The organism is Streptomyces sp. NPDC001709 (assembly GCF_053596375.1).
Genome location: NZ_JBSFGB010000023.1, coordinates 52,614 through 66,200 on the forward strand (window position 1 = coordinate 52,614; position 13,587 = coordinate 66,200).

10 protein-coding genes and 1 pseudogene are annotated in these 13,587 nt (G+C 72.0%); 7 read left to right on the plus strand and 4 right to left on the minus strand.

The window, feature by feature from the left end; translation table 11 throughout:
* Nucleotides 1-25: 25 nt before the first annotated feature.
* A pseudogene (locus ACWC0C_RS29800) lies at nt 26-2,710 on the minus strand (ATP-binding protein).
* Between the two features lie 372 nt (nt 2,711-3,082).
* Between ACWC0C_RS29800 and ACWC0C_RS29805 the strand changes: the two are divergent.
* Nucleotides 3,083-4,177: a DUF2510 domain-containing protein gene (locus ACWC0C_RS29805; protein WP_449199565.1), complete on the plus strand. Its 1,095-nt coding sequence runs from the start codon at nt 3,083-3,085 to the stop codon at nt 4,175-4,177.
* Between the two features lie 152 nt (nt 4,178-4,329).
* Here the strand turns inward: ACWC0C_RS29805 and ACWC0C_RS29810 are convergent, their stop codons facing one another.
* Entirely contained in the window at nt 4,330-4,947 is a 618-nt protein-coding gene (locus ACWC0C_RS29810; protein WP_449199564.1) for a TetR/AcrR family transcriptional regulator C-terminal ligand-binding domain-containing protein, read from the minus strand.
* 236 nt (nt 4,948-5,183) lie between these two features.
* Between ACWC0C_RS29810 and ACWC0C_RS29815 the strand changes: the two genes are divergently transcribed.
* The 3 genes from ACWC0C_RS29815 (at nt 5,184) to ACWC0C_RS29825 (ending at nt 8,015) form a co-directional block, all read left to right on the plus strand.
* A complete protein-coding gene (locus tag ACWC0C_RS29815; RefSeq protein ID WP_450867092.1) occupies nt 5,184-5,987 on the plus strand; it encodes a phosphatase PAP2 family protein in 804 nt (267 codons plus the stop codon).
* Nucleotides 5,984-6,943, plus strand: a complete 960-nt coding sequence (locus ACWC0C_RS29820; protein ID WP_450867093.1) for a hypothetical protein — start codon at nt 5,984-5,986, stop codon at nt 6,941-6,943. Before ACWC0C_RS29815 ends, ACWC0C_RS29820 begins: the two co-directional genes overlap by 4 nt.
* A 109-nt stretch (nt 6,944-7,052) precedes the next feature.
* Nucleotides 7,053-8,015 carry an SDR family NAD(P)-dependent oxidoreductase gene (locus tag ACWC0C_RS29825; protein WP_450867095.1) on the plus strand — a complete coding sequence of 321 codons (963 nt, stop codon included), beginning with the start codon at nt 7,053-7,055 and terminating at the stop codon, nt 8,013-8,015.
* A gap of 142 nt (nt 8,016-8,157) precedes the next feature.
* Here the strand turns inward: ACWC0C_RS29825 and ACWC0C_RS29830 are convergent, their stop codons facing one another.
* On the minus strand, nt 8,158-9,024 hold the full coding sequence (locus ACWC0C_RS29830; protein WP_450867097.1) for a phospholipid scramblase-related protein: 867 nt from the start codon (nt 9,022-9,024) through the stop codon (nt 8,158-8,160).
* Nucleotides 9,025-9,090: 66 nt separating this feature from the next.
* Nucleotides 9,091-11,139, minus strand: a complete 2,049-nt coding sequence (locus ACWC0C_RS29835) for a phosphocholine-specific phospholipase C (protein ID WP_450867098.1) — start codon at nt 11,137-11,139, stop codon at nt 9,091-9,093.
* 279 nt (nt 11,140-11,418) lie between these two features.
* On the opposite strand from ACWC0C_RS29835, the gene ACWC0C_RS29840 reads away from it, so the two are divergent.
* The 3 genes from ACWC0C_RS29840 to ACWC0C_RS29850 are packed head-to-tail and all read left to right on the plus strand — an operon-like array spanning nt 11,419 to nt 13,576.
* Complete coding sequence (locus ACWC0C_RS29840; protein WP_449199558.1) at nt 11,419-12,483, plus strand: aromatic ring-hydroxylating dioxygenase subunit alpha; 1,065 nt, start codon at nt 11,419-11,421, stop codon at nt 12,481-12,483.
* Nucleotides 12,480-12,650, plus strand: coding sequence for a hypothetical protein (locus ACWC0C_RS29845; RefSeq protein WP_449199557.1), 171 nt, complete (start codon nt 12,480-12,482; stop codon nt 12,648-12,650). The genes ACWC0C_RS29840 and ACWC0C_RS29845 overlap by 4 nt, the downstream gene beginning before the upstream one ends.
* A complete protein-coding gene (locus ACWC0C_RS29850; protein ID WP_450867100.1) occupies nt 12,647-13,576 on the plus strand; it encodes a PDR/VanB family oxidoreductase in 930 nt (309 codons plus the stop codon). Before ACWC0C_RS29845 ends, ACWC0C_RS29850 begins: the two co-directional genes overlap by 4 nt.
* Nucleotides 13,577-13,587 lie beyond the last annotated feature (11 nt).

Sequence of the window (13,587 nt, forward strand, 5' to 3'; positions counted from 1 at the left end):
CATAGGCCGCCTCCGGCATACTCCCCTACCGCAAGCCCCGTCCCGTCTCCAACACCTCCCTCGCCTGCGCCACGAGTCCCTCCGCACCGCAGGCCCGGGCGAGGTCCAGGCCCCGGTTGAGTTCCGTGACCGAGCGGGCGGCGATGCCGTACTCGACGCGGGCCGCCGCGTGTTCGTACTGGCAGGGCGAGGCTTCCAGGTAGGTGACGGCCTGGGCGGCGAGCTGGACCGCGCGGCCGCCGGTCTCCAGGGCCGCGGCGCAGCGCAGGGCCTCGCCGATGGACGTGTCGGTGCCGAAGCGTTCGGCCTGCCGGCGGGCGTCGGCGGCGAGCTGGGCGGCCCGGGCCGGGTCCTAGTCCGCGAGGGCCTTGGCGAGGTCGACGGACCACGGGGAGAGGACCGGGTTGTGGCCGCCGCGCGAGGCAGCCGTCTTCTCGGCGGCCTCCAGTTCGTGGATGCCGTCCTCGACGCGGCCGACGGCGAGCAGCAGCCGACCGCGTACGCAGCGGATGTCGGGGAGCACGATCGTCGAGGGGTAGGGCGGTGCGAAGCCGTACTGCTCGGCGATCGACCAGGCCTCGTCGATGCGGCCGCGGGCCAGCAGGGTGTCGATGAGTCCGCAGGTCGCCGACCAGTACAGCGGCAGTCGGCGGCCGACGCGCTCGGCGAGGACCAGGGCCTCGCGCAGGGTGGACTCGGCGTCGCGCAGCCGGCCCTGTCTGCGGTAGGCGAGGCCGAGGAAGGCGTTGGCGAGGGAGAGGTGGCCGCCGCGCCAGCCGGCGGTGGTGTAGGCGCGCAGGGCCTCGGCGAAGAGGTTCTCGGCTCGGTCGAGCCGGTCGGCGTAGGCGTACGCGCTGCCGAGCATCATCAGCAGTTCGATGCCCCACTCCTGATCGGTCCAGCCGAGGCCGGGCGCGAGGCGGCCGTTGACGAGGGCGCGGTCGCACAGTTCGAGGACCTCGTCGGCGCTCTCGCCGTGGGTCATGGCGTCGAAGCCGCGCAGGATGAGCAGGGCGCGTTCGGCGTTGTCGCGGCCGGTGCAGGTGCGCGCGAGTTCGGCCAGGCGCAGGGAGCGGGCCGGGGAGACGGTCTCGCCGTGGATGCCCTCCCACATGAACTGCACGGCCTGCAGCCGCATCTTGACGGGTCCGGGTTCGTGCCGTGCGGCCTCGACCTCGACCGTGCGGACGGCCTCCTCCAGCTGGTCGTTGTGGAGCAGCGCCTGGGAGAGCCGGACCACCGCGTCGACCCGCCGCTCCCCGTCGAGGCCGGGCACGCCGAGCGCGAACTGGAGGTGGTCGATCGTGACGGCGGGTGCGGTGAGCAGGGTGGCGCAGCCCAGTTCGTACAGGACGTGCGCGTGCACCTCGGGGAGCGGCGGCTCCTGAAGGGCGCGTTCGAGACAGGTGCGGGCCGCGTCGGGGGCGCCGACGGCGAGGTGTTCACGGGCGGCCTCGCGCAGCTGCCAGACCAGTTCCTCGTCGCCGTCCGGATGCACCTTCAGCAGGTGCCGGGCGGCCTGTGCGGCGCCGCGTCCCAGCTGGGTGATGAGTTGTGCGGCGACGCCGTGCATGGCCGTGCACACGCCGGACGGGATGGAGTTGTAGACGGCGGTGGCGATGAGCGGGTGGACGAACTCCAGCTCGCCCTCCTCGCGTTCGGTGCCGGCCGCGCGTTCGGGTTCGGTGAGGATGCGGGCGGTGCAGAGCAGGTCGGCGCAGTGCCGGGCGATGGCGGCGTCCATGGTGGCGAGGCGGGCGACCATGTCGACGGTGATGTCGGTGCCGAGGATGGCGGCCGCCCAGGCGAACTGGGTGGCCTCCAGGCCGAGTTCCTTGAGCCGATCGACGAGTCCGCCGCCGCGCGCGGCCCGGTTGAGGGCGCGCAGTTCGCCGGCCCGGGTCTCGACCGGCTGGACTTCGCTGTCCTGCACCTTGGCGAGGAGTTCGACGGTCTCGTAGGGGTTGCCCGCGGTGACGGCCCAGACCTCGCGGCAGAACGCGTCGTCGGCGTACCGGCCGAGGGTGGCGCGGGTGAGCCCCGCGGCGGCGTCGGGCGTGAGGGCCCTGAGGTTGGTGACGGGGCGGCCCGCGGCGGCGGCCACCGCGTCGAGGTGGCGGGCGCTGTCGCCGCTGACCTCGCCGGGGCGGCGGGCGACCAGGACCAGCACGGACAGGTCGTCCAGGCGTTCGGCGAACGCGGCGAGCCAGCGCAGGGTCTCCTGGTCGGCCCAGTGCGCGTCGTCGATCAGCAGCACGAGCGGCCATTCGCGGCGGGCGAGCCGGCGTACGGCCGCGACGAGTCCGTCGCACACGTACTGCGGATCGGCGCTGCCCTCCTGCGGGTCGACTATGCCGAGGGCGGGGCCCGCGATGTCGTACCAGTCGCCGAGGTATTCGCGTGCCTCCTCCGGAAGTAAGGACAGCAGTGCGGGCTGGAGCAGCTGCCGTACCACGTTGAACGGGACGGACTTCAGGGTCTCCGCGCCGCGCGCGGACCACACGGCGCAGCCGCGGCGTTCGGCGATGCGGCGTGCCTCGGCCAGCAGCGCGGTCTTGCCGAGTCCCGCCTCACCGCGGAAGACCAGCAGACTTCCCGCGGACGACTGGTCGGCGCACAGGAGATCGAGTGCCTGTGCGACGGTGGCGATCTCCGCGTCCCGCTCCCACAGGGAAGCCGCGGCGGCCGCCGGCGGCCGTCCCTCCGTCATCCCGTTACCTCCCCAGGTCGCCCGAATGACGTACAGAGCACGAGCGTAGCCGTCCGATGGGACGTGTGGTGACCGGTCGGGGCAGCTGTTGCCCCCGTGGGTGAAAGTGGGTGCGCCCGGGCGACGCGCAACCGGCCGGAGCGGCTGGTCAGCAGCGGACGGGGCGTCAACCATCGCGGGAGCGGGGCCGGTTCCGGGGGAAATCTCGCCGACGGGGCGATCTCGCCGAGTGGTGCGGGTTCGGTCCACGCCTTCGCCGCCGTCGGCCGTGGCGTGCCGGCGGAAAAATTCTCGGGCCGAAATGTCCGGTCCGCTCGATTGGCGGCGGATCCCTCTCATCGCGCTTTCACCGACGCCTCATACGGTGGGGGCATGACGCAGGTGACTCCTCCCGGGTGGTACCCCGACCCCGGGCAGACGAACGACGGTCCGCCCACCGAGCGCTGGTGGGACGGCAAGGCCTGGACGGACCAGACCCGCCCCGCCGGGACGGCCGCCCCATGGGGTCCCCCGCCGCAGCCGCCCGCGCCCGGCGGCCCGCAGCCGGCGCACCCGGCGGTGCCCTCGGCCCTCCCCGCGTACGGTGCGCAGCCCGGGTATCCGGCGTATCCGGGCTACCCCGCCCCGCCGCAGACCGGGCCCCGGCGCGGGGTGCGCAACGGTATAGCCGTCGCGGTGGCGACCGCGGTGCTGGTGTGCATCGGAGTCGGCGTGTGGGCGCTCACCAAGGACCCCGGCAGCGGCAACGCCGACCGGGCCGGGTCGCGGCAGGGGGCCACGGGCGGGCAGAACGGCGGGCCGGGCGGCGGCTTCGGCGGGCCGGGCGGATCCGGGGGTTCCGACGGGTCCGGGTCCGGGGGTTCGGGCAGCTCCGGGGGTCCCGGCGGGTCCGGCGGGGCATCGCCGTCGCCGAACCAGTCCGAGGCGCCCAAGGTCAAGGGCGGAGGCACGGTGCCGGACCCGGTCAACGGCATCAGCCTGCCGGTGCCCCAGGGCTGGACGGGGCAGACGATCAGCGTCGGTGCGCAGGTGACCTCCGACGACTCCTACAAGTGCCCGGGCAACTCCGCCCAGACCTGCACCTCGGGCGGCGCCTACACCGCTCCGGCCCAGGCGCTGGGCGCCTCGGGCGACACGGCCGAGAAGGTGGCCGAGGCGGACATCGCGGCCAATGCCAAGCAGTCCTACGGCGGCACCACCTACGGCAGCATCACCTCGCACCAGGTGCTGGACTCCGGGGCGGTGACGGTGGCCGGGCAGAAGGGCTACATGGTGCGCTGGAAGGCGGTGACCAGCAAGGGCGCCGACGGCTATGTGGAGTCGGTCGCCTTCCCCTCGCCCGACGACGCCAAGCAGATCGTGGTGGTGCGCTTCGGCATCGACGTCGGGCAGAAGACGGCGGTCATCGACGAGATCCTCAAGGGGATCAAGGTCTCGTCCGGCAGCGGGAACGGCCAGGACGTCTGAGCACCGCCCCCGGGGGACATGGTGCGGCCGGGTGGGACCCCCCTCCGCTCAAGAGGAGTCCCACCCGGCCGGGGGGTGCGCGCCGCCCCCGTCCCCACGGTGCGGCGCGGGCAGGTCACCGTTCATTCATCCCGTGAACGGCGGCCTGGGCTTCATGTCAGTCCGAGCGCGGGCAGTACGGCGGCCTCCACGAACCGGGCGAGATAGTCGGCGTCGGCGTACTGGCCGCTGAGCACCGGCCGGACGCGCAGCACGCCGAACATCATGGCGGGAACGTACTCCAGCGCCGGGTTGTCCGCCCGGACCTCGCCCCGAGCCGCGCCCCGCGCGAGCATCTCCTGCAGCGCGGCGATCTCCGGGTCCACCAGCGCCTCGCGCAGCGCCTGGGCCAGCTCCTGGTCGGCCGTCACGGCGTGTCCGAGCGCCTGCAGCAGCCTGGTGTCCTTGCCGGACCAGTCCCCCGCGGCCCGCGCGGCCTGGCGCAGGTCCTCGGCGAGCGATCCGGTGTCGATGCCGGCGAAGCGCACCCGGCGGTTGGCGCGCAGTGCGGCCGCGACGAACTGGGGCTTGGTCTTCCACTGCCGGTAGAGCGTGGACTTGCTGCACCGGGTGCTGGCGGCGACGCCCTCCATGGTGACCGACTCGTAGCCGCACTCGCGGATCTGCTCCAGCACGGCGTCGAAGAACTCCCGCTCACGCTCCGGCGTGATCTTGGAGCGGCGCGAGGCGACGACCGTCTCCGGTTCGTCCGCGGCCTCCTGCGACGTCATGCGGTGCTTCCCCTCACTCGTGTCCGGCGGTCGGTTCCGCGCGGCCGGCTCGAGCATGGCTCGAGCGAATCCCGCGACCGTGTCTCCAGTGTGTCGCACATCAATCGATACGCCAGTGTACCGGTACTCGGGCGTATCGGTACACTGGCGTATCGGTACGAGAACGTATCGATGAGTTTCCGGCTCCGGCCGGGCTCGCACGCCACACGCACCACCGTCAGCGAAGGGGCCGGGGGATGAATGCCCGAACCGAGCCTGCAGAGGCAGAACCGGAGCCGCCGGACGCGACAGCACGCCCGGCACTCATACGTGAGCTTCTGCTGGTCGCGGGGCTCTTCCTCGTCTACAAGCTCGGCCGGCAGCTGGCCACCGGACACACCGCGAACGCCTTCCACAACGCCCACCGCGTGTGGGACCTGGAGCGCGCGCTGCATCTCCCCCACGAGAACGCCGTGCAGTCCGCACTGCTGCACGGATCCGCCCTCGTCCGCCTGGCGAACACCTACTACGCCACCGTCCACTTCCCGGCGACGCTGGCCTTCCTGGTCTGGCTGTACCTGAGGCGGCCCGCGCACTACGTGTGGGCCCGCCGGGTCCTCGCCGTCGTCACCACGGCCGCGCTGGTGCTGCCGTTCACGTTCCCGCTGGCCCCGCCGCGCATGCTGACCGGCACCGGGCTGGTGGACACCGCCCGCCGGTACGGCCCGTCCGTGTACGGCCCGCCCTCCAGCGACCATCTGTCCAACCAGTTCGCGGCGATGCCGTCGCTGCACTTCGGCTGGGCGCTGATGGTGGCGATCGGCCTGGTCGTGGCCACCCGCTCCCGCTGGCGCTGGCTGTGGCTGGCACACCCGCTGATCACCCTGCTGGTGATCGTGGGCACGGCGAACCACTACTGGCTCGACGCGATCGTCGCGACCGCCATGCTCGGTATCACCCTCGCCGTGATCCACCCGCCGCACCGGACGGCCACCACGGCGGGACGCGGCACCGGCCGGCTCGCACCGCGCGAGCGCGTCCTGGCGGGAGCGGGCCGATGAGCGCCGCCGCCCTGGTCGCCGTGGCCCTCTCCCTCGTCTCGGCCGTCGCCTACGCGCTGGCCGCCGTCGCGCAGGAACGCCTCGCCTCCCGCACCCACGGCACCGGCCTGCTGCGGCTGCTGGGCACCGGCGCCTGGTGGTCGGCGGTCGGCCTGAACGCGGCCGCCGCCCTGCTGCACGTCGTCGCCCTCAAGTACGGCCCGCTCACCCTCGTCCAGCCGCTGGGCGCCCTCACCCTCGTCGCGGCCGTACCGCTCGGCGCGCGGGCGGCCGGGCGCCGGGTCAGCACGGCGGAGTGGCGCGGTACGGCGCTGACGCTGCTCGGGCTCGCCGCGCTGCTCATCACCGCCTCCGGTCCCGCACCCATGCGGGTGCTGTCGCTGAGCGAGGCGCTGGCGGTCGCCGCCACGACCGCTGCCGCGATCGGCCTGCTCTCCCGGCCCGGCGCCCGGCCGGGCCTGCGGCACGCGACGGCGTCCGGCTTCGCCTCCGGTGTGGCCTCGGCGCTGACCCAGACGGTGACCGTGGCGGCCACGGACCGCACGGGCCCGGTCCTGAGCACCGAGGTGATGGTGGTCGCCGTACTCGTCGCCGCGTTCGCCGTCGGCGGGCTGCTGCTGTCCCAGACCGCCTACCGCGGCGGCCTCGGCGCACCGCTGGCCGTCGTCACCCTCGCCAACCCGGTGGCCGCCGCGGTCATCGGCCTCACCCTGCTCGGCCAGGGCCTCCAGGGCGGCCCCACCGGTGTGCTGCTGGCCCTCGCGGGCGCGGTCCTGGCGTCCTGGGGGGTGGTCCTGCTCACCCGGGTCACGCCGGAGGCCGCACCGGAACCGGTGCACGCGGACGACGACCACCCCGTGGCCGCGGTACTGGCCCTGGAACCGGGCACGGCGACCACGGAACCGGCCCTGGTGCCCCGGCAGCCGGAACAGCCCGGACACCTCACGGCGCTCTGAGTCCGAAAGGGCCGTGCCGCCCGGGACCCCGCCCGGTGTCCGCCGGCTTCCACCGGGGCCCGGAGCCGCGCTTGACTTCGAGCGCACTCGAATTCGTAGCGTTCCGGACATGAGTACCGCACAGCACAAAATCGGTTCGGGTTTCGGCGCCACCAGCACCGCCGACGACGTCTTGCAGGGCATCGACCTGACCGGGAAGCTCGCCCTGGTCACCGGTGGTTACTCGGGGATCGGCCTCGAGACCACCCGCTCGCTCGTGAAAGCCGGCGCCCACGTGGTCGTGCCCGCGCGCCGCCCGGCCACCGCCGAGCAGGCGCTGGCCGGTGTCCCCGGCGTCGAACTGGACGAGCTGGACCTCGGTGACCTGGAGAGCGTGCAGGGCTTCTCCGAGCGGTTCCTCGCCTCCGGGCGGAACATCGACATCGTGATCGACAGCGCCGGGATCATGGCGTGCCCGGAGACCAGGGTGGGGCCCGGCTGGGAGGCGCAGTTCGCCATCAACCACCTCGGTCACTTCGCCCTCGTCAACCGGCTGTGGCCCGCGATCGCACCGGGCGGTGCCCGCGTCGTCTCCGTCTCCTCCCGAGGCCACCACTTCTCCGGCATCCGCTGGGACGACGTCCACTGGCGGCAGCGCTACGACAAGTGGGAGGCCTACGGCCAGGCCAAGACCGCCAACGTCCTGTTCGCCGTCCAGCTCGACAGGCTCGGCCGCGACGCGGGCGTCCGCGCCTTCGCCCTGCACCCCGGCGGCATCATCACCCCGCTCCAACGGCATCTGCCCAAGGAGGAGATGGTCGAGCGCGGCTGGATCGACGAGGACGGCAACGTGCTCAACCCCGAGGGCTTCAAGACCCCGCAGCAGGGTGCGGCCACCCAGGTGTGGGCGGCGACCTCGCCCCAGCTGGACGGGCTCGGTGGCGTCTACCTCGAGGACTGCGACATCGCCGAGCTCGCGCGGGAGGGCGATGAGCGCCTCGGTGTCAGGGACTGGGCGATCGACCCGGAGCAGGCTTCCCGGCTGTGGGAGCTGTCGGCCCAGCTGACGGGCGTCGACGCGTTCGCCGTCTAGCCCTGCCGCCCCGGGAGCCGTCCGGGCCCGTCACGGCAGAGACGGCGGCCGGTGCGCACGCACTCCGCGCGCCCCGGCCGCCGTCGCCGTGCTCCTCGTGCCCGGTTCTCCCCCGGCACCGTTCTCCCCCGTGGGGGACTGGTCAGTTCCAGCCCCGCGAGTCCTGCTTGAGCGCGGTGTCGACGGTCAGGGCCGTCGCCACCACGAGGCTCAGCAGCGGCTCGGGCAGCTGGTAGTGGATCTGCAGGACGTAGTTGTCCGCGGTCGTGAACAGCGTCTTGGCGAGGCCTTCCCAGGTCTTGGTGATCCGGGCGACCTCGTTGTCCGCGTGGTCGACGATCGCGAAGTTCCACGCCCGCCAGTTCTCCGCCTTGATCGCGCCGACCTGCTGGCCGTTCGCGTTCATCGCGAAGTTGATCTTCCCGATCATGTTCTGCTGGACGATCTCGCCGACCTGCGAACCGTCCGGACGCGTCACGATGACCCGGGACTTGAAGATCTTCGCGGGACGGGTGAGCAGCAGCTGCGGCTGGCCGTAGGCGTCACGGATCTCCAGCTTGTGGGTCAGGAACTGGTCCCAGTTGGAGATGAAGCGGAAGATCTTCCGCAGCACACCCTGCCCGACCTCGGTGACCGAGCCGATGTCCCGGCCGTTCTGATCCATGACCTTGTACTCGTTGGTCACCTCGATCAGCTTGGCCTTCTGGTTCACGACCAGGACGGGCTCGGTGAAGAGGGTGCCGCCGCCGGGGCCGCCGGCCGCGACCCCCGCCTGCTGCTGCACCTGGCGCTGCACCTTGGCGTCGGCGGTCTGCGCCTGTGGGGCGGCGTACTGCTGGGGAGCGGCCTGCTGTTGGGGAGCGGCCTGCTGCTGCGGGACCTGCCCGGCGGGCTGCTGCGCCGGGTTGGTGTGCTGGGTCCACTGGGCGCCGTCCCAGTAGCGCAGCGTCTGCGGGGCTCCGTGCGGATCCGGGTACCAGCCTGCCGGAGTGTTCGATTGCGTGGTCACCGGGGCACACTACCCTGATGTGACCGGTACCTGACCAGTCCGCACGGAGCGGTGTTCATCGCCCGTTCACTCCGAGGCGATCGCCGGGTCGCTGACGCCGGGGTGACCGTTCTCGACATGGCCGGCGAAGCCGCGCAGGAAGGCCGGGTCGGCCTCGCAGGTGACCGTCACGTCGTACCAGCGCTTGCTCGCGGTGAGGTCGACGGTGTGCCTGACGGTCGCGCCGGGCCGTACGGTCACGGTGGCCGGGTCGCCGCCGTAGCCGCTCGCCACCTTCAGCTTCACGGTGCCGGAACCCTTGTTGGTGAAGGTGAGTTCCAGACTGTCCCCCACGTGCCGGGCCGTCGCCTCCGGCCCGGCGGTCCTGCCCTTGCCCTTGAAGACGCGCAGGAAGCCGTTGGGGCCGTGCACCGCGAGGTCGTGGACGCCCCCGGAGTAAGCCGAGTTCCAGGTGTCGGAGAGGGACTTGCCGGCCTCGGTGGTGTAGGTCCAGGGGCCGTCGGTGCGGTTGCCGGAGGTCACGAGGAAGCCGGCGCCCGCGTGCGCGCCCGAGGCGAACGTGAGCCGGAAGGTGCCGGCCGCGGTGTCCGCGGAACCGTCCACCACCGGGGCGTACTTCAGCGGGCGGGTGGGCCGGCTGCCGCGCTCCTGCTCGGGCAGGGCGGGGTTGGCGGGCGGCTTGGGCACGTAGTCGGGGTGGCGGTTGTGGTCCGGCGGCTGGTAGCCGGCTGTGGAGGGCAGCGCGACCGGCTTCGTGTCCTTGCGGGAGAAGTCGAAGGCGCTGGTCAGGTCGCCGGTGATGGCGCGGCGCCAGGGCGAGATGTTCGGCTCGTGAACACCGAAGCGGCGCTCCATGAACCGGATGATGGAGGTGTGGTCGAAGGTCTCGGAGCAGACGTAACCGCCCTTGCTCCACGGGGAGACGACCAGCATCGGCACCCGCTGGCCGAGCCCGTAGGGGCCAGCGACATGGCTCGCGTCGCCCTTGTACAGGTCGAGGGCGGGGTCCACGGTCGATTTGCCCTGGGCGCCGGAGGCCGGCGGGAAGGGCGGTATGACGTGGTCGAAGAAGCCGTCGTTCTCGTCGTAGGTGATGAACAGCGCGGTCTTGCCCCACACCTCGGGGTTGGCGGTGAGCGCGTCCAGGACCTGGGCGACGTACCAGGCGCCGTAGTTGGCGGGCCAGTTGGGGTGCTCGGTGAAGGCCTCGGGGGCGACGATCCAGGAGACCTGCGGCAGCTTGCCGGCCTTGACGTCGGCCTTCAGCTGGTCGAAGAAGCCCTCGCCCTTCTTGGCGTCGGTGCCGGTGCGGGCCTTGTCGTACAGCGGGTCGCCGGGCTTGGCGCCCCGGTACTGGTTGAAGTAGAGCAGGGCGTTGTCGCCGTAGTTGCCGCGGTAGGCGTCGTCGATCCAGCCCCAGCCGCCGTTCGCGTCGAGGCCGTCGCCGACGTCCTGGTAGATCTTCCAGGAGACCCCGGCCTTCTCCAGGCGCTCGGGGTACGTGGTCCAGCCGTAGCCCTTCTCGTCGTTGCCGAGGACCGGGCCGCCGCCCTGGCCGTCGTTGCCGACGTAACCGGTCCACATGTAGTAGCGGTTCGGGTCGGTCGAGCCCATGAACGAGCAGTGGTAGGCGTCGCAGATGGTGAAGGCGTCCGCGAGGGCGTAGTGGAACGGTATGTCCTTGCGGGTCAGGTGGGCCATCGTCGTCGTGCCCTTGGCCGGCACCCACTTGTCGTACTTGCCCCCGTTGAAGGCGGCATGCGTGTCCTGCCAGCCGTGCGGCAGGTCCTGGATGAAGGCCAGGCCCAGGTCGTCGGCGTCCGGGTGGAAGGGCAGGATGTCCTTGGTCCCGTCGGACTGCTTCCAGACGGACCGGCCGTTCTGCGAGACGGAACGGGGGTCGCCGAAGCCGCGGACGCCGCGGAGCGTGCCGAAGTAGTGGTCGAAGGATCGATTCTCCTGCATAAGGACGACGACGTGCTCGACGTCCTGGACCGTCCCGGTGCGGTGGTGCGCGGGCAGCGCGGCGGCGCGCTGGATGCTGCTGGAGAGCGCGGTGAACGCCGTGGTGGCGCCCGCGAGTTGAAGGAAGCGGCGCCGGTTGACTTCGGCCATGGCTGTGAGGGTCCTCTCGTCCTGACGTACGTGATGCCGTCGTGATGCCGTGCAAATGACGGAATCTGCGCGGAGCGAGTGTTCCAAGAGCAACAAACGTCAGGGAAGGGTCTGGTGGCGCCTGTGTGAAACTCGGCGGTCCGTGCGGTGCCGTTTCCGCCACCAGCGCCCGGTGCGACAGCGGCTTCCGGGAAGGCTTCCGCCTGGCGGAAGTTGGCATTGTGTACCGTGCGGCGTCTCCCGACGATGTGGCCATCACCACAGTAGGGAGCCGGAGTAATGCCGCATATGACCGCTTTCGCGAGGAATCAGTGGTACGTCGCCGCCTACAGCGAGGAGGTCGGGCGCGAGCCGCTCGGCCGGACGATCCTCGGGGAACCGCTCGTCCTCTACCGCGCCGCGGAGGACGGCACCCCGGTCGCCCTGCACGACCGGTGCGTCCACCGCCGCTATCCGCTGTCCGCCGGCGGCCTGGACGGCGACCGGATCGTCTGCGGTTACCACGGCTTCACCTACGACCCGACCGGCGCCTGCGTGTATGTGCCGGGCCAGAAACGCATCCCGCGCACCGCGCGCGTCGCCCCCTACCCGGTGGTGGAACAGGACTCGCTGGTCTGGGTGTGGATCGGCGACCCGGCGCTCGCCGACCCGCAGACGATCCCGCGGGCCCGGCACCTCGACTCCCCCGGCTGGACCACCGTACGCGGCATGGAGCCGATCGACGCCGACTACGGGCTGCTCGTCGACAACCTCCTCGACCTGTCCCACGAGACGTATCTGCACGGCGGTTACATCGGCACTCCGGAGGTCGCCGAGACACCCATCACCACCGAGGTGGACGAGGGCGCCGGCGTGGTCCGGGTCAGCCGGCACATGGACGACGCCGAGTGCCCGTCGTTCTACGCCCGTTCGACCGGCATCGAGGGCCGGATCACCCGCTGGCAGGACATCGAGTACCACGCACCCTGCCTGTATCTGCTGCACAGCCGGATCGCGCCGGTGGGCGCCGTACCGGAGCCGGACGGCAGCGACCCGCACGGTTTCCACACCGAGATCACCTACGCCATCACGCCGTCGGCCGACGGCAAGGTGTACGACTTCTGGGCGGTCTCCCGGGACTGGGCGACCGAGGACGCCGAGGTCACCGGGTTCCTGCGGGCCAACAACCACACCGTCGTCATGCAGGACGTGGACGCGCTCAACCTGCTGCAGCGCACCCTCCGCACCGAACGCACCGGCTACCAGGAGCTGAGCATCAACATCGACACCGGCGGCCTGGCCGCCCGGCGTATCCTCGCCCGTCTGGCCGAGGAGGGCGACAAGCCCGTGGAGAAGGTCCGGTGAGCCCCGGCACCGGCGAGGTCTGCCGCGTCGACTGGCTGCCGGGCACCGATGTGCTGCACGGCACATGCCACTGCGGCGCCCGGCACACCGCCGACGACCCTGTGATGATGTGGGAGTGGATGCTGGCGCATCCCGAAGGACACGACATCGGAGAGGCCGTAACGTGACCGAACTCGAACTCGTCGTGGCGGCAAGGGAGTTCGCCGCCCAAGAGGTGCTGGTGCTGACCTTGCGCGATCCACTGGGCCGCGAGCTGCCCGCCTGGGAGCCGGGCGCCCATGTGGACCTGCTGCTCGGACCGGACCTCGAGCGGCAGTACTCGCTGTGCGGCGATCCCGCGGACCGGTCGGGGTGGCGGCTCGCGGTACTGCGCGAACCCGCGGGCCGCGGCGGATCGGCCCATGTGCACGAGCAGTTGCACGAGGGCACGAAGGTACGGGTACGAGGGCCGCGCAACCACTTCCGGCAGGAGCCCGCGTCCGGCTACCGGTTCATCGCCGGCGGCATCGGCATCACCCCGATCCTGCCCATGCTCGCCTCAGCCGAACGGGCGGGCGCCGACTGGACGTTGCTCTACGGCGGACGCACCCGCGCCTCCATGGCGTTCACCGGCGAGCTGGCGCGCTACGGCGACCGGGTCACCCTCGCCCCACAGGACGAGACCGGCCTGCTCGACCTGGGCTCCGTGCTGGACGGCCTTGCCGATGGCACCCTCGTGTACTGCTGCGGTCCGGGGCCGCTGCTGGACGCCGTCGAGGAGCGGTGCCCCGGCGGGGCGCTGCGGGTGGAGCGGTTCCAGCCGAAGGACCAACAGGCGGGTACGGATGAGGAGTTCGAGGTGGTGCTCGCCCGCAGCGGCCGGAGCCTCACCGTCCCGCCGGACGTGTCCGTGCTGGACGCGGTGCGCGGCGCCGGCGTCGAGGTGCTGTACTCCTGCACGGAGGGGATGTGCGGCACCTGCGAGACGGACGTGCTGGAGGGCGCCCCGGATCACCGGGACTCGGTCCTCACCGAGGAGGAGCGGGCAGCGGGTGACACGATGATGATCTGCGTGTCCCGGTGCCAGGGCGCCCGGCTGGTGCTGGATCTGTGACGCGGTCCTGA